Here is a 22,832-nt window from a genome sequence, read left to right on the forward strand (position 1 = left end):
TAAAAAAGCGCCGAAAGGCGCTTTTTTGTGTCCGTTAATGAATAAACACAGGTTCTTTTCAAGATAAAAAAACGTCTTCTTTACAAATAAAAGTATTATATAAACAGGCTTCGAACGAATCAGAAAATAATATCGTTAACACTAAATTGAATACAACAGTATAAAAATGATTAACCGAAAAACGTGACTCATCGATTAATCACTGCTCATTGGAAATAGATACTTAAGCATAGTCAATTGAACATAGTCCCCAGTGAGGTTAGCGTTCAACACCCTTACTTAATCTTAATCTAATGAATAACATTATCAATAATAGTAAACCAAACCGAATATCAATTGTTCCGCCGCTGTAATTATTACTATGTTCCACCTTGGCAATTTTCTCTTCTTTAACTCTCACCTTAAATCGAGCTAACTCATCATCTAAGTTTTTAGTCATATCAGTGACCGCTAGATCAAAACCTTGCATCGATTTTTCTGCTAAGGTTTCATCAATACCTATGGCAGTAGTGCGTTTTTCAAGCTTACTGATCCCTGGCGCTCTAAAGAGCATTTTCCTACTTTTAATGTCAAATACTGCCGTATCGACAAATGTTTGTACGGTATTTTCATTGCCCGGAATCACATACATCCCCACGATTGTCCAATACAATAACGCGGCATTATTCTCTACCGACTGAGTCACTTGATCGTAAGACACCAAGGCCATTACGTCGACATCATATAAACGCCCAACTTGCTCTAATGTGTTAAAACCATCACCACCAGCAAGATAAGTACTCGGAATAACTTCAATGCGATCAATATAATCATATTGGACAAAAGCCGCTTTCACTTTTTCTAGTAATTCATATTGGTCCTTACTATGGACGGCCTCTTTTTGAAAGCCTGTAGACGGTACAAAGGCAATACCGACTTTTACCGGTAATGTGAGCAATGGAACTTCGGCGCTATGTGCTGAACGGTCATCTTTATTAGGATACAAAAAGTCCATCAGGCTGCTCGAAACAGACTGTTTTCCCGACTGCTGGCTCACCAGCATACTGCATGAAGACAATAATAAAACTGATGCCATCGTACCTAACCATGTTGTTTTTTTCATTTACGCTTCCCTTTTAAACTATTTTCCATTTATCGATAACAATAAATCTGTTTATTTCTACAACACGAAAATACATAAATAACCAATCACACCAAATGTTAATTATTTTCACTACCTTAACATTGTCAATTTCGCTAACCCTTAACTAAAAATACTATAAACCATTGTTATTTAAACACTATAAAAAGTGGCACAGTTAGTGCTTTGTTGTATTTAATTAACATTAGTTACAAGTGATAACGTGACGTTAACTCGCTTAAGAATAACAATAAGTACATTAGCGTCATTTAATTCAAAAAATATAACATTAGCAGGTACCCCATGGATAGGTTCATCAGCATGAAGAAAATGGCAATTCCTTTACTTTGTATTGCAGCATTAAGTGGTTGCAGCGGCGAAGTAGAACAAGCAAAAGAAGATGAAAAATTTGCTATCCCAGTTGAAACAGCACTGGTCACTACAGGCAATGTATCTTCTTTTTACAGCACCACCGCCACACTTGAGGCACCGGAAGAGTCTCATGTGATGAGCCGAATAGCTGGGATAATCGAAAAGATTAACGTTGAAGAAGGCGATCGAGTCACCAAAGGGCAAATACTTGCGGTAATTGATGCCAAACGTCAACGCTATGATTTCAATCGCTCAGAAGCCGAAGTACAGATTATTCAGCAAGAATTAAATCGTTTAAACAAAATGAACAACAAAGAGTTTATTAGCCAGGATCAGATGGCCAAACTCGAGTTCAACCTGCAAGCTGCTAAAGCACAGCGTGACTTAGCAGAACTGCAAGTTAAAGAAAGCCAAATCACCTCGCCTATTAATGGTGTCGTTGCTGCACGTTATGTTAAAACGGGCAATATGGCCAAAGAGTTCCAAGAGTTATTTTATGTTGTCAATCAAGACCAACTTCACGGCATATTACACTTACCAGAACAACAGCTTGCAAGTTTACGAGTTGGTCAACAAGCCAGTATTATTCAACAACATCAAGGTAGCGCTGCCCATATTATCGATGCAAAAGTACTGCGCATTAGTCCAATAGTGGATGCTCAAAGCGGTACGTTTAAAGTGACATTAGCCGTGCCAAATCAAGATGCTACATTAAAAGCGGGTATGTTTACTCGGGTTGAGCTTAAATATGATACCCATCTTGATGTACTTACCGTGCCTTATAACGCATTAATCAACCAAGACAACACTCAAGCTTTATATGTGATAAAAGACACCAAGGCACAACGACGTGAAGTCACCTTGGGATATCGTGAAAATAACACGGTTGAAATTTTATCGGGTGTTGAAGATGGCGAACAAATTGTCATCCGGGGCCAGCAGAACCTCAAAGATCAATCATTAGTGGAAATTATTACCCCACTTAGCTTCGCAGCTATTCGATAACGGAGCGGGATAATGTCAATAATTAACACTTCGGTTAAACGCCCCGTCACTGTATGGATGTTCATGTTAGCTGTGATGCTTTTTGGCATGGTAGGATTTTCTCGCCTCGCGGTAAAACTGTTACCCGATTTAAGCTATCCCAGCGTGACCATACGCACAGCCTATGACGGTGCTGCTCCGGTTGAAATTGAGCAGCTGGTATCAAAACCAATTGAAGAAGCGGTTGGGGTGGTAAAAGGACTGCGGAAAATAAGTTCAATTTCACGTTCTGGCATGTCTGATGTTGTGCTCGAGTTTGAATGGGGCACAAATATGGACATGGCTAGCCTTGAAGTGCGTGAAAAAATCGACACTATCGAGCTGCCCTTAGACATTAATAAGCCATTATTACTGCGTTTTAACCCCAATCTTGATCCCATCATGCGCTTAGCTTTTTCTGTACCCAATGCAGACGCGGAGCAGTTAAAGCAAATGCGAACCTTTGCAGATGAGGAGTTAAAACGACGTTTAGAAGCCTTATCCGGTGTTGCCGCCGTAAGGCTATCAGGCGGGTTAGAGCAAGAAGTTCATATTGAATTAAATCAACAAAAACTAAGCCAATTGAACCTTAATGCCGACCAGGTTAAGCGCCGTATAAACGAAGAAAATATCAACCTTTCAGCAGGTAAAGTGATTCAGGGTGATAAAGAATACTTGGTCAGAACCTTAAATCAATTCAATTCATTAGATGAATTAGGTCAAGTGATTATCTACCGCGATGGCCAAACGTTAGTGAGATTATCTGATATTGCGGTGATTAGTGATGCCTACAAAGAGCGCAGTGATATTACTCGCATCGGCGAAGTAGAATCGATTGAACTAGCCATATACAAAGAAGGTGACGCCAATACCGTTGCTGTTGCACAAAAGCTACGATCTGAACTTGAAAAAATCAATCTAGCTAATGAACACAATAAGTTAAAAGTAATTTACGACCAATCTGAGTTTATTGAAAGCGCAGTCAATGAAGTGACATCGGCAGCGTTATTTGGCAGCTTACTGGCGATGCTGGTAATTTACCTGTTTTTACGGGACATTATTGCCACATTAATTATTTCTATCTCGATCCCCTTTTCGGTTATTGCCACCTTTAACATGATGTATTTTGCCAATATCAGCTTAAACATTATGTCGTTAGGTGGTATTGCGTTAGCGATTGGTTTATTGGTCGACAATGCCATTGTGGTATTAGAAAACATAGACCGTTATAAATCTCAAGGCATGAGTAAAGTTGAAGCTGCCGTCACAGGATGTAAAGAAGTCTCAGGCGCCATTTTTGCTTCAACACTCACCACTTTGGCGGTATTTGTCCCTTTAGTGTTTGTAGACGGCATTGCAGGAGCCTTATTTGCCGACCAAGCGCTCACAGTCACGTTCGCCCTACTCGCCTCATTATTTGTTGCCTTAACAGCCATTCCCATGTTGGCATCACGTCAAGGTTTTACTAGCCTGCCGCAACCTATTGAAGTCGCCCAAAAACCTAAACCCACTAGCCGAAAAGGAAAAGTGGCCTATTACTTACTGGCTGTGCTGAGCTTTCCATTTAAACTCTTGTTTAGCTATTTGCCTTCAGGATTGTTAACCGCAATTATTGTCATTAGCCGTTTTGTAAGTAGTGTATTTGGACTGTTGCTCAAACCCATCTGCGCTGGTTTTAACTACTTATACCGCATAGTCGAATCAATCTATTTCCGTGTATTACATCACGCTCTTCGCCACCAAGTGTTAACCATTGTGTTAGCACTATTGGTGACCCTAGCGTCAAGCAGTTTGCTGCCTAAGTTAGGTGTCGAGCTAATCCCGCCGATGAATCAAGGAGAATTTTATGTCGAAGTATTATTACCACCAGGCACCGAAGTCAGTGAAACTGATGCTGTATTACAACAACTAGCCCTGTCGATTAAAGACCGTAAAGATGTGAAACACGCCTATAGTCAAGCCGGTAGCGGTGGGTTAATGACATCGGATACTGCAAGAGGTGGTGAAAACTGGGGCCGATTACAAGTGGTACTCGCAGACCCTTTAGCCTTTAATGCGGTTAGCCAGGTATTGCGTAACACAGCAAAAAACATTCCTGAACTAGAGGCTCAAATTGAACACCCTGAATTATTCAGCTTTAAAACCCCGCTTGAAATTGAGCTATCGGGTTATGATTTAGCTCAACTCAAACAAAGTGCAGACCAACTGGTTAATGCCTTGTCTGATTCTGACCGCTTTAGTGACATTAATACTACCTTACGTGATGGCCAACCAGAGATCAGTATTCGCTTTGACCATGCCCGTTTAGCCGCGCTGGGAATGGATGCTCCGACAGTTGCTAACCGCATAGCTCAACGTGTTGGTGGTACTATTGCCAGCCAGTTTACAGTACGTGATCGTAAAGTGGATATTTTGGTGCGCAGTGAATTAAGCGAACGCGATCAAATCAGCGACATTGAATCGTTAATTATTAATCCCAATAGCGCCCAACCTATTCCATTAAGTGCTATTGCCACTATCGATTTACAAATTGGTCCTTCAGCGATTAATCGTATTAGTCAACAACGAGTCGCTATTGTGTCGTCTAATTTGGCTTACGGTGACTTAAGCGAAGCGGTAATTGAAGCCCAGCAGATATTGGCTAAACAGCAGCTACCAAGTTCTATTCAAGCCAGATTTGGCGGCCAAAATGAAGAAATGGAGCACTCATTTGACTCATTGAAAATAGCCCTCGTTTTGGCTATCTTCCTAGTGTATTTAGTAATGGCCAGCCAATTTGAATCATTGTTGCATCCACTGCTAATCTTAATCGCTGTTCCGATGGCCGTTGCCGGCAGTATTGTGGGTTTATTCATTACCGGGACCCATTTGAGCGTAGTGGTATTTATTGGCTTAATCATGCTAGCAGGTATTGTGGTCAACAATGCGATTGTATTGGTTGACCGTATTAATCAATTGCGCCAAGAAGGTATTGATAAACTGACCGCGATTAATGATGCCGCGCAATCTCGTTTACGTCCTATCATGATGACAACCCTAACCACTACCTTAGGTTTATTACCAATGGCAATAGGCATTGGCGATGGCAGTGAAGTTCGTGCGCCAATGGCCATTACAGTCATTTTCGGATTAAGCATGTCAACCTTGCTTACATTGTTAGTTATTCCAGCTCTATATGCGCTATTTGACCGTAAACAATATACCCAAAGTGACGTTGAGTTTAATACAGCGGAGACGCCAGCATGAACATAACTCAACTGGCGATAAAGCGCCCCGTCACCACCTGCATGTTTTTCTTGGCCATTATGTTGTTTGGCATGGCGGCCAGTAGAATGCTGCCATTAGAAATGTTTCCAGGAATTGATATTCCACAAATTGTGGTGCAAGTTCCGTACAAAGGCTCCAGCCCTGCAGAAGTTGAACGCGACATCACTAAAGTGCTGGAAGAGTCACTTGCTACCATGAGCGGCATAGAAGAGGTGCGATCAGATTCAACCCAAGACGGTGCGTTTATTCAGCTCAACATGAAATGGGGTGAAGATGTTGCCACCAAAAGCCTAGAAGCGCGCGAGAAAATTGACTCGGTAAGGCATTTATTACCAAAAGATGTTGAGCGCGTCATGATCCAACAGTTCTCAACCGCCGATATGCCGGTGTTAACCATTCGCATATCAAGCGAGCGCGAACTCTCTAATGCATTTGATTTGTTAGACAAACAGCTTCGTAAACCGCTTGAACGCGTTGACGGCGTATCAAAAGTCACCCTTTATGGCGTTGAACAAAAGCAGATTGAAATCCGACTTGATGCCGATAAATTGGTCGCATCAAGCCTTAATAGCCTCGATTTACGATCGCGTTTACTGGCAGAAAACTTTGTCATCAGTGCAGGTACCCTAAGAGAAAACTCAAGGGTGTATCAAGTCTCACCAAAAGGTGAATTTACCAGCCTTGACGATATCAATAATCTGGTGATAGTGCCGGGTATTCGCCTGCAAGATATTGCGATGGTGAGCTATGCCCTGCCCGAGAAAATTGAAGGCCGACATTTAGATCAAAAATATGCGGTGGGTATTGATGTATTTAAGGAATCTGGTGCCAATTTAGTTGAGGTGTCTGACCGTGTACTAAGCGTTATCGAACAGGTTAAGCAAGATCAGCAATTTAATGGCATCAAACTGTTTATCATGGAAGACCAAGCCTATGGCGTTAAGTCCTCACTCAAAGACTTATTACTGTCTGGCTTAATGGGTGCGGTACTGTCATTTGGGGTGCTGTTTCTGTTTTTGCGCAATCTTAAAATGACCTTAGTAGTTATCTCATCAGTGCCGATTTCATTATGTATGACATTGGCTGGTATGTACTTTTTAGGCTACAGCTTAAATATTTTATCGATGATGGGATTGTTATTAGCCGTCGGCATGTTGATTGATAATGCGGTTGTCGTCACCGAAAGCGTGCTACAAGAGAAACAAGCTGGGCATATTGACGACACTTGTCAGATAAAAGCCAACCAACAAGCCGTGTTAACTGGCGTTGAAAAAGTCTCTTTGGCGGTTTTAGCAGGCACATTAACCACCGCCATTGTATTTTTACCGAATATTTTCGGCGTAAAAGTGCAACTGACCATCTTTTTAGAACATGTTGCTGTGGCCATTTGTATCTCGCTAGCGGCTTCATTATTGGTAGCGAAAACATTAATCCCACTGATGCTCAACCACTTTCACTTTGAAGTGCAGGCCGCTAATGACAACAATCGCTTAGGGCGTTTTTATCAACGTAGCCTCACGTGGATATTAACCCGACCAAAACGTTCTGGTGTCATCGCAGTGGCATTGTTGGTATCAACAGCATTGCCATTAAGTATGGTGCAACAAGATCAAGGAGATGGCGAAGGTAATGACCGTTTATACATTAATTACCAGCTAGAAGGTCGCCATAATCTAGCGGTGACCGAAGCCATGATTAATAGCATGGAAACGTATTTATACAGCAATAAAGACAAGTTTTATATTGATGCGGTTTACAGTTACTACGCCCCGCAAGATGCACAATCAACCATTTTATTGCAAAAAGACATCCCTATAGACATTGGTGAGTTAAAGAAAATGATCCGCGAAGGATTTCCTAAATTTTCGATTGCCACGCCACAATTTGGTTGGGGCAATGAAAATAATGGCATTCGTGTAACCTTAACAGGGCGCTCAACAACGGAATTAATTCGCATCAGTGAACAAGTGATGCCATTGCTCGACAATATTGAAGGCTTAGTCGATGTGCGCTCGGAAGTGAATGGCGCCCAACAAGAAGTGGTGGTGGTGATCAACCGAGAAATGGCTGCCCGTCTGGATTTAACCTTAAGCGATATAGCATCGAACATTGCCATTGCCTTAAGAGGTTCGCAGTTACGTTCGTTTCGCCATGATCCTAGCGGCGAACTACGCATCGAACTGGCCTACGACAAAAGCTGGCAGAACTCTTTAGAAAAGCTTAAGCAACTGCCGATTATTCGCCAAGGTGACCGAGTTTATACCCTGGACAGTTTAGCTGAAGCAACTGTGGTGCCTCGATTTGATACTATTCGTCATTTTAATCGCCAAACGGCTTTATCCATTGGCGCAAATCTTGAAGATCTCACAACCGAAGAAGCGCAAACTAAAATTACTCAGGTGATGGACTCGGTGAACTTCCCTTACGGGTACGGTTACTCGTTACGCGGTGGTTTTGAACGCCAAGATGAAGACCAGTCCATCATGGCGGTAAATATGATCTTGGCTATCGCAATGATTTATATCGTCATGGCGGCGTTATTTGAATCACTGCTGCTACCTACTGCTATTATCACTTCGATTATGTTCTCAATTACTGGCGTGTTCTGGGCATTGTGGCTCACAGGTACACCAATGTCGGTAATGTCGATGATTGGCATACTTATTTTGATGGGCATTGTGGTTAATAACGGTATTGTACTGGTAGACCAAATTAATCAGATGACACCCGATTTGGATAAGCTAAGTGATACCATCATTAACGTGTGTATTACTCGTTTACGTCCGGTATTAATGACGGTTGCAACCACAGTGCTGGGATTAGTGCCATTAGCCATGGGAGATACTCAGATAGGCGGTGGTGGGCCGCCGTATTCGCCAATGGCCATTGCAATTATTGGTGGGTTAACCTTTTCAACTGTCACCAGTTTGTACTTGGTACCATTATGCTATCAAGCGCTATATCTCGTGCGCCATAAAGCCGCAATTAGATTAGGGGTAGCCAATACATTTGCCCAAAAACTGTTGCCTTGGACCAAATAGTCCCGCACTTCAGTTCTGCTAGCGCTTCGTCATACTGACGAAGCGCGGTTTTATTAGACCAGATGTTAATTTAACCTGAGCTCGGGATAATAAACGCCTTTCAAACAGCCCTTTGTCCTGCTAACTGTGTTGAATCGACTTACAATAGGTAGCTATTGACGCGTCAATTCGCCTTATTAGCATAACAAATGACAAGCTTGAAAGTGAACTGGGTTAACATGCTGATTTTAAATAGCTAAGTTCATCCCTTATCCCGAGTTCAGGTTAATTTAGTAGAAATTATTGCGCCATAAGTGATCAACTTGTTACGCTAGGCAGTATTAATAACAATAACATAATTGCTATTACAGCAATGAGGGAGCGTCATGAAACTCACATTTCAACGTCACATCATCGGACTCAGTGCATTAGCTATGCTTGTATTAGCTCAAACATCAGCCATTGCTGATGATAAGTTCAGCGATGTGGTGATTAAATCTAAAAAACTAGACAATAATACTTACATGTTTATCGGGGCCGGAGGCAATATTGCGGTTTCTGCAGGAGATGACGGCATATTAATTGTTGATGATCAATTTGCACCTTTAGCCGATAAAATTACCGCTGCACTCAATGACATTCAACCTGGTCTGCCTAAGTACATCGTTAACACTCATTACCATGGCGACCATACAGGTGGAAACGCCCACTTCGGCCAAACAGGCTCTATCTTGGCTCATCATAATGTTCTCAAGCGTCTCAAAGCCGATAGCAGTACTCCTGCGTCAGCATTGCCCGTTATCACTTATGAAGACAATATCTCAATTCACTTTAATCAAGATACTTTAGAAGTTATCCATCTAGGGCCCGGCCACACCGATGGGGACAGTGTCGTCATGTGGCAAAAGGCCAATATTATTCACATGGGCGATTTATACTTTAAAGACCGCTTTCCATACATTGATTTAGCTGCTGGAGGCTCTGTAACAGGCTACCGTGAAAACGTTAGTCTTATCCTCGATCGTTTAGACAATAAAACTAAGGTAATACCTGGTCATGGTGCGTTAGCCGATAAAAATGCACTGCTAAAATTCAAGCATATGCTTGATGACAGTATTAATTGGATGCGTGGTGAAATTGAAATGGGCCATGATTTAGCCACCATCAAAAAACAGGGCGTGCCAGCAAAATATGCTAATTGGGCTTGGGAATTTATCTCGGCAGATAAATGGATTGAAACCTTATATCAAGACCTAGCCGCTAAATCTTAACTAGAAAATCCATATCGGCATATCGATATCACCGTCGACTTACATACAAAAAAGCTTGTTGTTTTAAGCAAGCTTTTTTGTATAAATACCAATGTAGTTAAAGACAGAACATCCACTATGCCAGTGTTAAAGGCGCTTGCCTGAAATGCCATAATACCCAATACACTGGCTTCAAATCTTTTCCGCCAAAATCCCGAAAAGGTCTTGCGAAATAATATAACCATTGCCAGGAAGCTAAAAATTGTTTGGCTTTTTGCCATATCGCTTCACCACCAGCTAAACGATAACAAGCTATAGCTTGGTTAATCATTCTGTTATTAGGCCCAATATAGCGATATAAGCTATGGATAAACACCAACACATCTCGAACTTGTTGTGAGACAACGGATTTATGCTGTTGATTCGCCTCAAAATCAATAAATTTAACCTCACCGGCTTGCCAGCTGATATCACGCAAAGCTGGACGGCCATGAGCAAGCTGCATAGAGTGCAGTTTCGCTAAAGCTACGCTGACATCATTTAAAATGGGTTGCCATAAAGCTTGGCTAGTATGGTCCAGCAGATAATTAATCGTATTGCCAACGTCTTCGACAACCATGTAACCGTCACCATAATCGACAACCGCAGGCACTGGTGCACCTAAATGACTAAGCGTATTTAATATACCAATTTCTTTATGTAAAGCAGCTGTTGAGTTTTGCTTTAATAAACGCATCGCACCTGCAAGATGCTCTACTTGCTTCAACCAATATCGCTTACCCTGATATTCGAAAGGTACGATACGCTCGCCACGGTGTTCGCGATAAACCTTAGCTACATGTTGTTGAAAACCATTATTCTCAGTCATAAAACAACCTAGTCATCGACTCACTATTACTGATTGCTAAATTATCTTCCTAACGTTTATATAACTCAATTAAACCAATAGTTTTTAGTACTTTTTCATAAAATATTAGCCATATATATAAACTTCATACATAGCTTGTATACAAACTAAAAACACAAAAGATACATTTAGTTACCATCGATGTTAATCAGTATGAATATCAGATCAATTCATCATTAAATAGAACACACGATAAATGACCATAAGTAATGACCATAAGTAATGACTAAGGTTAAAATGATTAGATAAACGGAACTAAGAGCAAATTGTTGATAGCTGAATAAGAAAAATGTTGTAGCTCAATATAATGGCTTTCCTCAAAAAAAAAGCGCCCTTTTGGGCGCTTAATCATTCTTGGCACTACCGATATGTTATTCAGTCACTATCGCTGTAGCACGATTTTCTAACAATACCGGAATACCTTCGGTAATAGGATACGCTAACTTATCAAATTTACAGATCAGCTGTTGCGACTCTTTGTCGTAATCTAGCTTTCCTTTACATACTGGGCAGGCCACAATTTCGAGTAATTTTTTATCAAATGCCATGAGACAATCCTTTTTTAGTTTGAGCCACTTGCTGTAATTGGCTCAACAATGCGTGATCAAATTCTGAGTTAAGCTTCGCATTTACAGGTAAATACCACCAGTTTGATTGTGCAAAATCGCGACATTTAACCGCATCTTTTTCAGTCATTAATAATGAATGCTGTACGGATAAGTCACTTAATTGCTTTTGATCAAAAGCTTGGTGATCTGCGAACTCAACTGTTTTTACTACTTTATAACCTAACTGGCTAATACTATTAAAGAAACGTTGCGGGTTACCAATACCAGCCATCGCAACGACACTATTTTGCTGATTAAACTTATCTTGTAGATTGTTGTCAACCAGACAAAGCGGTGCAGGTTCTAGTGCCATCAGCACTTCACCGTTTTGAGCTGGTCCGCCATTATTTATCACAAAATCAACTGAATTTAACCGCCACAAACCTTCACGTAAAGGACCGGCGGGTAACATGCAGTGATTGCCATAACGACGCTCTCCATCCACTAAAGCAATTTCGATATCGCGGCCTAAGGCATAATGTTGTAAGCCATCATCACTAATAATTACATCAACATCAAAGTCTGTTAATAATGTTTGCGCAGCGCTCACTCTCTTGGCGCCGACAACCATAGGCACTTGAGTGCGAGCCACTATCATTGCAGGCTCATCACCTACATCACTGGCTTTTGCATTAGGAGTAACAGCAGCAACACCATCAACATTAACCCCATAACCTCGGCTTATTACACCTGGCTTGTAACCGTGTTGGCGTAACAGTTCAATTAAATAAATTACTGTCGGGGTTTTACCACTGCCTCCCGCGGTGATATTACCCACCACTATTACGGGTACGGGTAATACTTGCGCTTGTTTAAACCCACAACTAAACAGTAACCGCCTAATAGTGGATATTAACCAAAATACCCCAGATAACGGCAGTAATAACCATTTAGCTTGATGACCTTGATACCAAATGCGATGAATAAGCTGTTGCATCACAACCACCTAATCATTATTGACTAAACTGCATCTGGTAAAGATTCGCATAAATACCGGCTTGGGCAATTAACTCACTGTGATTACCGCGTTCAACAATTTTCCCTTGATCGATAACCAAAATTTCATCAGCGCTTTCTATGGTTGATAAGCGATGTGCAATCACAATAGAGGTGCGATTATGACGAAGATTATCGAGGCCTTTTTGAATCGCTTTTTCCGACTCAGTATCCAATGCTGATGTTGCTTCATCTAAAATTAATACTGGCGCATCACGTAACATGGCACGAGCAATGGCAATACGTTGGCGCTGGCCGCCTGAAAGCAACACACCATTTTCGCCGACTTGGGTATCAAGACCTTCAGGTAAAGTATCAATAAATTCCATGGCATAGGCTAACTCTGCGGCATGCACTATTTGTTCGCGAGTCACTTCACCTGGGTAGGCATAGGCAATGTTATTGGCAATAGTGTCGTTAAACAAGGTAACTTGTTGCGACACTAGAGCGACTTGATTACGAAGTGATTTTAGTTGGTAATCATAAATACTGGTGTCATCAAGACGGATATCACCGGTTGATAAATTACCATAAAAGCGAGTAATCAAACTGGCAATGGTCGATTTACCAGAACCTGAACGACCTACTAATGCAACCGTTTTACCCGGCTTAACTTCAAAATTAATCCCGTTAAGTGCAGACTTTTCTTGGCCAGGATATGCAAATGTCACATTATCAAAGGTCAACTTACCTTCAACTCTATCAATACTAAATGCACCATTATCTGGTTCTGGTGGGGTGTCTAATAATTCAAATACTGTAGTACAAGCGGCAATACCACGCTGAAATTCCGCATTAACACGGGTTAAATTTTTAATCGGTTGAAGCATGGCTAACATGGCGCCTAAAATAGCCGCGAACGTACCAGCGGTTAAATCCGTTTTCATGCTATCCCAAGTGGCGGCATACAACACAAACGCCAATGCGAATGAACCAATCACCATAATAAGCGGCTGGCTGATTGACTGCGCAACCGCAAGTTTCATATTTTGGTAGCGGTTACGATCGTTAACTTGAAAAAAGCGTTCAACCTCAGTTTTTTGTCCACCAAACACTAATACGTTTTTATGGCCCTTAATCATCTGTTCTGTGGTTGCGGTTACACCGCCCATAGCAGATTGAATTTGCTTAGAAACCTTGCGAAAGCGCTTACTGACTACACTGATAACCACACCCATAATTGGGCCTATCACCAAAATGCATAATGACAATTTCCACGAATAGTAGAACATAATGCCTAACATACCGATGGCCGTCATGCTGTCTCGGACGATTGAAATTAGCGCACTGCCTGATGCACGAGCAATTTGCTCGGTATCAAACGTAACGCGCGAAATCAAATTACCGCTATTTTCACGGTCAATATAACTCACAGGTAAACGTAGGTAGTGCTCAAACACTTGTTGACGCATATCCATAATGAGCTGAGCACTCATGTACGACACACAATAGGTCGACACGAAGTTAGCCACACCACGCAAGCTAAACATTAAAATAACCGCGATTGGGGCCATTAACATAATGTCTTTATTGGCGTTAAAACCACCGTGCGTTGGTAAGTCGACACCGGCGACTATCGCAGGCGTTTGACTGAAGCCTTCATCAATAAACGGCTTAATAAATGCGATAAACGCTGCATCGACAGCGCCATAAGTAATAAGACCTAGAACAGCCATAATAAACATAGCTTTCATCGGTACGACATAGGCCATCAAACGTTTGAAAACGACCCACATTTCATTTTTAGGTGATGCTGACATTGAATCCAATACTTAACTAGCAAACATGAATAACATTCTACTCTGCTTTAAGTGACTCACCAAATCTAAACAAACGGTTATACCAAAATGGGGCAATTTGCTGACGGTAAGTGGTCACTTTGTAGCCTTCAGTTGTGAAGTTGATGCTTATTTGGCCGACATGGCCAGTTTGTAACATTTTACTGCCTTGTTGTTGATACCTCACCATAATATCTGGTTTAGGAAACCCATATTGATTAGAGAAGCCAGCGGTAAAAATTGCTAGTTTAGGGTTAACACTATCAATAAAGGCTGGGGTAGATGAGGTGCGACTACCGTGGTGCGGAACGAATAAAATATCGGCTTTAATATCTGCATTTACCGCCAAAAGTGCTTGCTCTCGTGGAGCTTCAATGTCTCCGGTTAACAACACCGTTGACTGACCGTCAAACAATTTAACCACGCAGGAACGGTTATTATCATTACTATTGGCGCTTAAAATATTTGGGATAAAACTCAATTGTACACCGCGCCACAATAATTCACCGTCACAAGTTTGTACGCTATGTGATGATTCAGTTAACGCTGACGCTGAAAAATCAGCAATTAATGCCGCCTGTGGAAATCGATCGACCAACACGTTTAATCCACCAGCATGATCGTTATCGTCATGACTCACAACAATATAATCAACATAACGGATACCTTTACTGGCCAAAAAAGGCAATATTGCACGTTGAGCATAACTGAACTCCCCATAAGCAGCACCAGTGTCGTAAATAATTCCGTGTTGCCCTTGTTGTAAAACCACTGCCATTCCTTGAGCCACATCGATGGCATGAAGTTGCCATGGTGTTGCACCTAACGAAGACGCTGGTGAAAACACTATCTCATGAGTCACTAACTTGTTCATGATGATGGGCAGCATCAGTACGGTCACTACAACGCTATAACTCCATTTTCGCTGACTCGGTACGTATCTGCGTAGCACCAACAACATCAATGCTAAAACAAAAAACATTCCCCCCGCTAACTCTTTCTCGGTTAGCACCAGTTGATTTAATGGTAAATCATCGCTCAGCTGTAATAACCATGCAAAAGGCTCCAAACTTAAATTAGCCCACTGAAATATCATTAAACTAAAACTTTGCAATGAAGCAATATCAATGCCTAGCACCCACAATATCCATAACGCCAGTAACCAAATGCAAAAACTCAACAGGGTTAGTGGAATAACCACCAAGCTAAACCAAGGCACCAGCAGCATATTCAACCAAATGCTATGAGGTGCAATGCCACCAAATAATATCCCTTGCAAAATGCCGAGCAACAGCGCTAAACGCCATTGAATCGACCACAAAATACCGAGTCCATGTAAAATTTTATCCTTCAGCAGCATAACTTTTTCAATACATCTGTCCGTCAAAGTAAGCTCGGGGACATCAATGCTTCGATTAACGAGAACAGGGTCTAGGTTAGATGGCTGATCTACCGAGTCTGGTTTCACCGACAATAGAATAATCACCAATGCCCCAAAAGATAACCACAACCCAGCACCTAACGATGCAAAGGGATCAACCAACAACACAAAAAATAATGCATAAGCAAGTCGATCCCAATGATGACTAAATTGTTTAATAAAACTAAATATCAACAATAAAAACAGCATCAACAATGCGCGTTGAGTGGCAATAGCAAAACCCGATAAGTAGCCATAACCTAAAGTAAATACTGCAGCAAATACCATTGCCAGTTGGATTTTACCCAAATGCTGCCATGAAAATGCATAGCGACTTATCCCAATCAAAATGCCATAAAACAATCCGAAAACTACCGACAGATGTAAACCTGAAATCGCGACTAAATGCCCTGCTCCGGTCTGTTGCAACTGCTGCCAACGTTGAGAGGTTAATGCGCTTTTATCGCCAAAAATCAAAGCGTGTAAAATATCGCCATGAGAAAACTGTCCCAATAAAGGTGATAATATTTCCATGATTTGTTGACGCATTGAGCTACTGTGACTAAGCAACTCTGCTTGCTTAACACGACCTTTAGCGACAATATGCTGGCTAATAAAATACTTTTGCTGGTTAAAACCGCCTTGATTTTGGATGCTTGAGATCCCTTTAACTTTTGCATTAAATTGCCATATTTGGCCAACAACAATTTTATCTGGCTTTTGCCATGTTAATCGGTAATATCGCTGCACATTATTAAGCGCCAACGTCTCAAAAAATGCGTCTTGATGGGGTTTTGCTATAACGCGCACATCAAAACTAATCCAGTCGCGGTTTTGGCTAACTAGTGATACTATCTGCGCCTTAAACTCGATTTGTTGCGACTTTTCAACATATTGATGCATATATAGACAATGAAATAACAGGCTCAGCCAAATGACGGCGAATAAACAGCCGGCCATAAGTGGCCCTTTGCGAAGACAAAGAAGCATAGCCAAGAATAGAATGGGCAAACACCATATTGGTGCCAGCGAAGGCCATAACATCGCTGATAAAGAACAGGCGCAAAAGCCATAGATAAATCGATTCATAATGAATTAGTTAAGACATTAATCGACAAATATGCCAAAAAAATTAATACAAAGATTTATGCCAAAACCAGAAACACTCCGTGAACATAAGTATTTGCGGATGTTTGGCAAACTATTGCACAAGCCTAATTTGTGGGCATTGAATCGCAAATCAGCTCCAGGAGCCTTTGCTGTTGGGCTATTTGTGGCTTGGCTCCCCATGCCATTTCAAATGGTTGTTGCTGCAGGATTTGCCATTATGTTTAACGTCAACCTTCCAGTTGCTGTGGCGCTGGTATGGATAACAAATCCACTGACGATGCCAATTATGTTTTATGGAGCCTACTTGTTAGGCACTAAAATCCTAGGACATAAAGCACAAGCATTTCAGTTTGAAGCAAGCTGGGCATGGATTGAAGCCTCAGTATCAACTATCGGCCCGCCTTTTCTTGTTGGTTGCCTAGCACTAGCCATTATCAGTGCTTTGGTAGGGTTTATTGTCATTAAAAGCATGTGGCGCTATTCAGTTCTGTTTAAATGGCAAAAACGTAAAGGTTAGAAAGCCTTCGATTGATTGGCGACGTTACCATGTACTCGTATTAAGGTCGCTGTAGCGGCCTTTTCTATGGGCTAAAGGTGTTGATTTAAACGCTGCTCAGCCAGCACCCATTATTGAAAACTCATTGGTTAGTACTAAATGACAGTATCACTGCAGAACAACAGATAGCTTGGTTAATAGATAAACTTGAACACTTTGGTGATTTACCTGTTGAGACACAAGTTTTTATCGGCTTAGAGGCCACCCAAGTGAGATTAGTAAAGCTATACTTGCTTGAGCAACAACAATTACCATTAAGTTCGATCAGTGCTACGGGATACTGGAAGCGAAATACTGATGCTGACACGTTTGGTAAACAAAAGCAGATGCAGCCGTTGTAGTGATGTTTTGTTTAGTTAAGCAAAGAACTGATTAAATGATGGGTCGTAAAAATCACACGTTTCGACTATTTATCATTTTAGTTTGTCATATGTGTGGCAAAACAAGGCGCTGTTTCTTATTTCTGGTTACGTCAATAGCATGTCCACTACCAATGAATGCAACACAATTAGCTGGTCAAAGGACTTTTTTGACGCGGTAGATTACAAGCGGAGGCTCGTTAGACTGCGATAAGCCCACACCACCAAATGCAGTGTAAGTAATCCACTGAAACTAACCGCAAAGAAAAGTAATGCAATGGATTCAACGGTCTTAGGCGTGTCCGCATAACAATACCACCAAAGTGGCCATGCAATTATGCTCAGTAAGGTTAATTGCCACATGCAACGTTTACAACGGCCAATTTTTTGTATAAAAACAGAGTCGGAACATTGGTTACAGGACATTACAGCTTTCTTTATCATTTATGCTCAGGATATTGATTATCAAACTCGCTCGCCAACATGGCATACAGATACTCGTCACCCCATGCGCCTTTAAAAAACACATTGTTAATAAAATGACCTTCACGACGAAACAGCAATTTTTCTAAAAGTGCTGCACTGGCTAGATTGAGGCAATCTGTTTGAGCAATAACTCGATGACGAGATAATTCTACAAACAAATATTGCAATAAACGAGTTAGCGCTTGTGCTGCTATTCCCTGCCCTTGAAATGCAGGAGCGATCGTAAAACCAACTTCAACTTGGCTGTCATCAATAAAATGTACCGCCAGATCGCCCATTAATAACTCATGCTGATCACTAATGGCTAATTGATACCATTGCCCTGCTTTAGCAAAATCTTGGTAATGGGTCGAATTGAATAAGCTTAGCGCATCTTGATAGTGATAATCGGTCCAACTCTGATATCGCGCAACATTAGGATCAGCTCTATAGGCGGTAAATGCCGTTAAATCACTAAGACTAAATGGCCTGATGATTAAACTACCCGAGGTTAACGTAGGACACTTTAGTGAATCTAAACTAGTATTGCTGGCCATATCAACCTCGTTTTTTATAAAGTTTATCTGCCCGCTAATGCAGTAGCTGGCGCAATTTCAGTCGCTTTCCACGCAGGGTAAATGGTTGCAATAAGGCTCATGAATACGCCCATTAACAATACAACTAATACATCTTGATAGTGTAATTCAGAAGGAAGGAAATCAATAAAATAAATATCCGATGCTAATAGTTGAATACTTAATACCTGCTCAATACCACTGGTAACAGCACTTAAATTATACGCTAGTGTGACCCCTAATATTCCACCAATAGTACACCCCATCACACCATTTAGCGCACCTTGTAAAATGAATATGGTCATTATGGCGCCACGAGATATCCCCATGGTCATTAATATTGCAATTTCAGAGGCTTTATCACGCACAGCCATAACAAGTGTCGACACAATATTAAAACACGCCACAGCAATAACCAGCGCTAATACCAAGTACATCACTAAACGCACTAACTGAATATCTTGGTAGATATGCCCTTGTGAGCGAGTCCAATCATTAATGTATAAATATTGTTCTTGGGCAAACCCCAAATCACGAGTAATGCTCGCTGCATTAAGTACATTAGCGACTTGAATGCGTACTCCGCTTACCGCAGTTCCTAGCGTTAACATATCGGCCAAATACTCCATCGATGCATAAGCTTGGATTGATTCAATTTCCCCGCCTACATCATATACACCAGAGACCACAAACCGATGGCTTTTGGCCGACGTTAACTGGCTGTTATTGGCATCTGGGGTGAACATAGCTAACGTGTCGCCGACATTAAGCTCTAATTTAGTCAATAAACTACGGCCTAAAACAATATTATTTTGATCGCCCTGTAATGACAACCACGCCTCTGTAGACATGTATTGTTTAATGCTCGACACATCAGCTTCATGGTTAATATCAATACCCGTTACCACCAGTCCTTGAAAACCACTCGGTTTTTGCACTAACCCTTGCAAACGAATAAACGGTGCTACACCAGTAATTTGTGGTAAGTTTTGTGCGCTTGTAGCAATTACCTGCCAGTCGGCGATGGGTTCATTCACACCAACAAGTTCACCATGAGATGCCACACCCAATAAACGTTGTTGCAATTCTTTTTCAAAGCCATTCATGGCCGACAACAACACAATCAATACACCGACGCCTAACGCAATACCCGCAGTTGAAGCAAATGAAATAAAACCGATAAAACGATTTGATTGCCTGGCACGGAAAAAACGCCAACCAATTGTTAATGGTAACCACTGACTCATTCGGCTTGCCCTGCATGATTAACAACTACTTGTAACACACCATCTTTCATGGTCAATTGACGGTCCATTTTAGCGGCTAATTTATGATCATGAGTCACAACAACAAACGCAGTATCAAATTGCTGAGCCAGCTCGCGGATCATCGCATAAACATTATCTGCACTACTGGCATCTAAATTACCCGTTGGTTCATCGGCTAACACTAACTTGGGCTTGTTTATTAATGCCCGTGCTATCGCCACACGTTGACGTTCGCCACCAGACAATTGCGCAGGAGTATGATGTAATCGATGCCCCAAACCGACACGATCTAGTAAGTTTTTAGCATCAACCAAAGCTTGTTTTTTTTCTCTACCTTGGATAAACGCAGGCATAGCGACGTTTTCAATCGCAGTAAATTCAGGTAATAAATGATGGAACTGATAAATAAAGCCTAAATCGTTATTACGCACTTGTGCTTGGCGCGCAGGAGACAATTTATATAAGTCTTCTCCATCAAGTAATACCTTACCCGACGTTGGCGAATCTAAGGTGCCCATAATGTGTAGCAAGGTACTTTTACCTGAACCAGAACTCCCCACTATGGCTAATTGTTCGCCTTTATAAACCGTTAAATCGACTCCAGACAACACATGGGTAGTCACTTCACCATCATGATATTGCTTGCTGACATGATTAACTTGTAATAACGCGGTTTGTATTTGACTCATTATTCGTATCTCAAAGCAGTTGCGGGTTGAACCCTTGCAGCCGATAGCGCAGGGTAAAGAGTGGCAAGTAAGGTAATTAATAGCGAGCCAACAATAATATAACTCATTTGATTTATCGACAATTGCACTGGTAATGTTTGCCCAACACCTAAAATAGCAACACCAAGACCGGATAAAATTTCATTTAAATTCAAGGTAACAGCAATACCGACAACCGTCCCTAGAATTAAACCTAACAAAGCATTTAATAATCCCTGTACAATAAATATACTCATCACAGACGATGTCGTGACACCTTGTGTTTTGAGTACAGCAACATCTGTGGTTTTATCGAACACCATCATGACCAATGCCGACACCATATTAAACGCGGCAACAGCAACGATTAAACTTAACATCAACGACATCATGTTTTTTTCCATCTTAACGGCCGAGAATAAGTGACCAAAGTCTTGGCGCCAGTCGCTGGTTTGGATTTCAATATTTTGTTTAGCAAAGCCAGCAACTACTTTGGGCGCGAGAGCTGGTGCAGAGAAAGGATCTTTTAAATAGACCCTTAGTTCATTAATGCTGTTGCTGTCTTGACGCATTAACTTCCGCGCATCTTCATAATGCACATAGGCAACACTTGAATCGACTTGCGAGCCCATTTCAAATACACCGGCAACGGTAAATTTACGTTGACTCGGCACCGGGCCCATTGGTGAATACACCACCCCGTCACCGCTTAACACTCTAACCTTATCTCCCGCTTTAACGTCTAATTTGCGGGCTAGATCGGTGCCGAGCACAATTGAATACTTGCCAGCTTGTAACGTTGAAAAAGCATCTGAATAAGTATGAGCCGCAATGCTCGACAATGATTGCTCAAGCTCTGGGTAAACCCCATACATTTGTATCGCTTGAATGTTACTGCTCGATTGGATCATAGCTTGCGTAGTCGCACTAGGCACAATGCCACGAATATTTTGTAATAAATATTTATCCGCCAACAGGCTTTGGCTACTTTGTTGCCAATCCCTAAATCCCATATCACTGATAAGGGTCATCTGCGGCACCGCCCCTAAAATGCGATTTTTTAGCTGGCCTTCGAGTCCATTCATCACAGAACTGACCACAATTAATGCTGCAACACCTAAAAAAATACCCGATACCGCAAAGAAGGTAATAAAAGAGGCAAAAGCATTCGCTTTTCGGGCTCGCCAGTAACGGTAGCCGATAAAAAATGAAAATCCTAAATTCATAAAAAAATACTAATCCTGTGCGCCTATTGGGGCGTATAAGTCAGACAATCAGGCAAAATGTGAATATGAAAACAACAAGCCAGCGTGTATGACTTGCTAAATCATTAAGTTGGGCACGATAATAGGGCTATTAGTGTGATAAATAAAGAGGCAAACCTTGATACCTGACAGCAATTCTTATTTTAGTGTGCCTCACCACTTTAATGTGTACTTAACTTCGTGGGATGCAAACCAAGCTTTACCCACAGATGATGAGCTCCGCGACATGCAATCTGTTGGGTTAAAACTACTGACAGAAGTGAAAAGTCTTGAAGCAAATTGTTTACTGCAACTGCGCAATTTAGACAATGATGCTAAAGCCGTGGTCGACTTTTTAAAGCTACAATCGCGTAAAGTCGATTTAGTATTGCAACACGTATTAGAAAAAGAAGTTCAAGATGGTGAGTTATTTAAAGGTGATCAATTTGGTGGCAGTGGAATTAGTATCATTTCATCACGCCCATTGGTTGTAAATGAACACGTTAAGACCCACATCTATTTGCATACAGAATTAGTGGCATTGTTGTGTCTGTGCCAAATACAAAGCTGCACCCCAGTATCAACAGATGACGCCACCGAAACCGCATATTGGCGTTGTGAGCTTGAATTTAGCCAGATACTTGAAGATGATATTGAGCAATTAGTTAAAGCAAGCTTGAATGTACAACAAAAAATGCTCAAAAAACGTAAACAGAATATCGATAAACAGCGTAGCTGAAGCCTCGCATCATTCAATACGACTTGATCGCAAACGGAACTGACAAAG

General features: G+C 41.4%; 18 protein-coding genes. 7 read left to right on the forward strand and 11 right to left on the reverse strand.

Annotated features, from left to right (window positions below; translation table 11 throughout):
- Positions 1-259: 259 nt before the first annotated feature.
- Positions 260-1,102, reverse strand: coding sequence for a rhombotarget lipoprotein (rhlP, locus tag H5181_RS12065; RefSeq protein ID WP_011637834.1), 843 nt, complete (start codon positions 1,100-1,102; stop codon positions 260-262).
- A gap of 321 nt (positions 1,103-1,423) precedes the next feature.
- Between rhlP and H5181_RS12070 the strand changes: the two genes are divergently transcribed.
- From H5181_RS12070 to H5181_RS12085, 4 genes are all read left to right on the forward strand, one after another.
- On the forward strand, positions 1,424-2,497 hold the full coding sequence (locus H5181_RS12070; protein WP_059746230.1) for an efflux RND transporter periplasmic adaptor subunit: 1,074 nt from the start codon (positions 1,424-1,426) through the stop codon (positions 2,495-2,497).
- A 12-nt stretch (positions 2,498-2,509) separates the two neighbouring features.
- Positions 2,510-5,761, forward strand: coding sequence for an efflux RND transporter permease subunit (locus tag H5181_RS12075; RefSeq protein ID WP_182751135.1), 3,252 nt, complete (start codon positions 2,510-2,512; stop codon positions 5,759-5,761).
- Positions 5,758-8,823, forward strand: coding sequence for an efflux RND transporter permease subunit (locus H5181_RS12080; RefSeq protein WP_182751136.1), 3,066 nt, complete (start codon positions 5,758-5,760; stop codon positions 8,821-8,823). Before H5181_RS12075 ends, H5181_RS12080 begins: the two co-directional genes overlap by 4 nt.
- Positions 8,824-9,188: 365 nt before the next feature.
- The gene (locus H5181_RS12085) at positions 9,189-10,073 is read left to right on the forward strand and encodes an MBL fold metallo-hydrolase (RefSeq protein ID WP_182751137.1); all 885 of its coding nucleotides are present in this window, start codon (positions 9,189-9,191) and stop codon (positions 10,071-10,073) included.
- 115 nt (positions 10,074-10,188) lie between these two features.
- On the opposite strand, the gene H5181_RS12090 is transcribed toward H5181_RS12085, so the two are convergent.
- The 5 genes from H5181_RS12090 to H5181_RS12110 all read right to left on the reverse strand — a co-directional run bounded on the left by H5181_RS12090 (position 10,189) and on the right by H5181_RS12110 (position 16,850).
- The gene (locus H5181_RS12090) at positions 10,189-10,920 is read right to left on the reverse strand and encodes a lipopolysaccharide kinase InaA family protein (RefSeq protein ID WP_182751138.1); all 732 of its coding nucleotides are present in this window, start codon (positions 10,918-10,920) and stop codon (positions 10,189-10,191) included.
- Positions 10,921-11,330: 410 nt separating this feature from the next.
- Positions 11,331-11,507, reverse strand: a complete 177-nt coding sequence (locus tag H5181_RS12095; RefSeq protein ID WP_011637840.1) for a Trm112 family protein — start codon at positions 11,505-11,507, stop codon at positions 11,331-11,333.
- The gene (gene lpxK, locus H5181_RS12100; RefSeq protein ID WP_182751139.1) at positions 11,497-12,504 is read right to left on the reverse strand and encodes a tetraacyldisaccharide 4'-kinase; all 1,008 of its coding nucleotides are present in this window, start codon (positions 12,502-12,504) and stop codon (positions 11,497-11,499) included. The genes H5181_RS12095 and lpxK overlap by 11 nt, the downstream gene beginning before the upstream one ends.
- A gap of 16 nt (positions 12,505-12,520) precedes the next feature.
- A complete protein-coding gene (gene msbA / locus H5181_RS12105; protein WP_182751140.1) occupies positions 12,521-14,323 on the reverse strand; it encodes a lipid A export permease/ATP-binding protein MsbA in 1,803 nt (600 codons plus the stop codon).
- A gap of 37 nt (positions 14,324-14,360) precedes the next feature.
- The gene (locus H5181_RS12110; RefSeq protein ID WP_310734284.1) at positions 14,361-16,850 is read right to left on the reverse strand and encodes a DNA internalization-related competence protein ComEC/Rec2; all 2,490 of its coding nucleotides are present in this window, start codon (positions 16,848-16,850) and stop codon (positions 14,361-14,363) included.
- Positions 16,851-16,881: 31 nt separating this feature from the next.
- Here H5181_RS12110 and H5181_RS12115 point away from each other — a divergent pair, with 31 nt between their 5' ends.
- Together H5181_RS12115 and H5181_RS12120 are read left to right on the forward strand one after the other, a co-directional pair.
- Entirely contained in the window at positions 16,882-17,388 is a 507-nt protein-coding gene (locus tag H5181_RS12115) for a DUF2062 domain-containing protein (protein WP_182751142.1), read from the forward strand.
- 92 nt (positions 17,389-17,480) lie between these two features.
- Positions 17,481-17,768 (forward strand): siderophore-interacting protein, encoded by a 288-nt coding sequence (locus H5181_RS12120; protein WP_259397042.1) that lies wholly within the window; start codon positions 17,481-17,483, stop codon positions 17,766-17,768.
- A 201-nt stretch (positions 17,769-17,969) separates the two neighbouring features.
- On the opposite strand, the gene H5181_RS12125 is transcribed toward H5181_RS12120, so the two are convergent.
- Genes H5181_RS12125 through H5181_RS12145 form a run of 5 tightly spaced genes read right to left on the reverse strand, consistent with a single transcriptional unit; the run spans position 17,970 to position 22,027 of the window.
- The gene (locus H5181_RS12125; protein ID WP_082707380.1) at positions 17,970-18,212 is read right to left on the reverse strand and encodes a DUF3624 domain-containing protein; all 243 of its coding nucleotides are present in this window, start codon (positions 18,210-18,212) and stop codon (positions 17,970-17,972) included.
- A 14-nt stretch (positions 18,213-18,226) separates the two neighbouring features.
- A complete protein-coding gene (locus H5181_RS12130; protein WP_182751144.1) occupies positions 18,227-18,808 on the reverse strand; it encodes a GNAT family N-acetyltransferase in 582 nt (193 codons plus the stop codon).
- A 23-nt stretch (positions 18,809-18,831) separates the two neighbouring features.
- A complete protein-coding gene (locus tag H5181_RS12135; RefSeq protein ID WP_182751145.1) occupies positions 18,832-20,073 on the reverse strand; it encodes a lipoprotein-releasing ABC transporter permease subunit in 1,242 nt (413 codons plus the stop codon).
- Positions 20,070-20,774, reverse strand: a complete 705-nt coding sequence (gene lolD / locus H5181_RS12140; protein WP_182751169.1) for a lipoprotein-releasing ABC transporter ATP-binding protein LolD — start codon at positions 20,772-20,774, stop codon at positions 20,070-20,072. Before lolD ends, H5181_RS12135 begins: the two co-directional genes overlap by 4 nt.
- An 8-nt stretch (positions 20,775-20,782) precedes the next feature.
- The gene (locus H5181_RS12145) at positions 20,783-22,027 is read right to left on the reverse strand and encodes a lipoprotein-releasing ABC transporter permease subunit (protein WP_182751146.1); all 1,245 of its coding nucleotides are present in this window, start codon (positions 22,025-22,027) and stop codon (positions 20,783-20,785) included.
- 157 nt (positions 22,028-22,184) lie between these two features.
- Here H5181_RS12145 and H5181_RS12150 point away from each other — a divergent pair, with 157 nt between their 5' ends.
- Positions 22,185-22,784 (forward strand): hypothetical protein, encoded by a 600-nt coding sequence (locus tag H5181_RS12150; protein ID WP_011637852.1) that lies wholly within the window; start codon positions 22,185-22,187, stop codon positions 22,782-22,784.
- Positions 22,785-22,832: the final 48 nt, after the last annotated feature.

The sequence above is a fragment of the Shewanella sp. SG44-2 genome, from assembly GCF_014164215.1.
GTDB classification, from domain to species: Bacteria; Pseudomonadota; Gammaproteobacteria; order Enterobacterales; family Shewanellaceae; genus Shewanella; species Shewanella frigidimarina.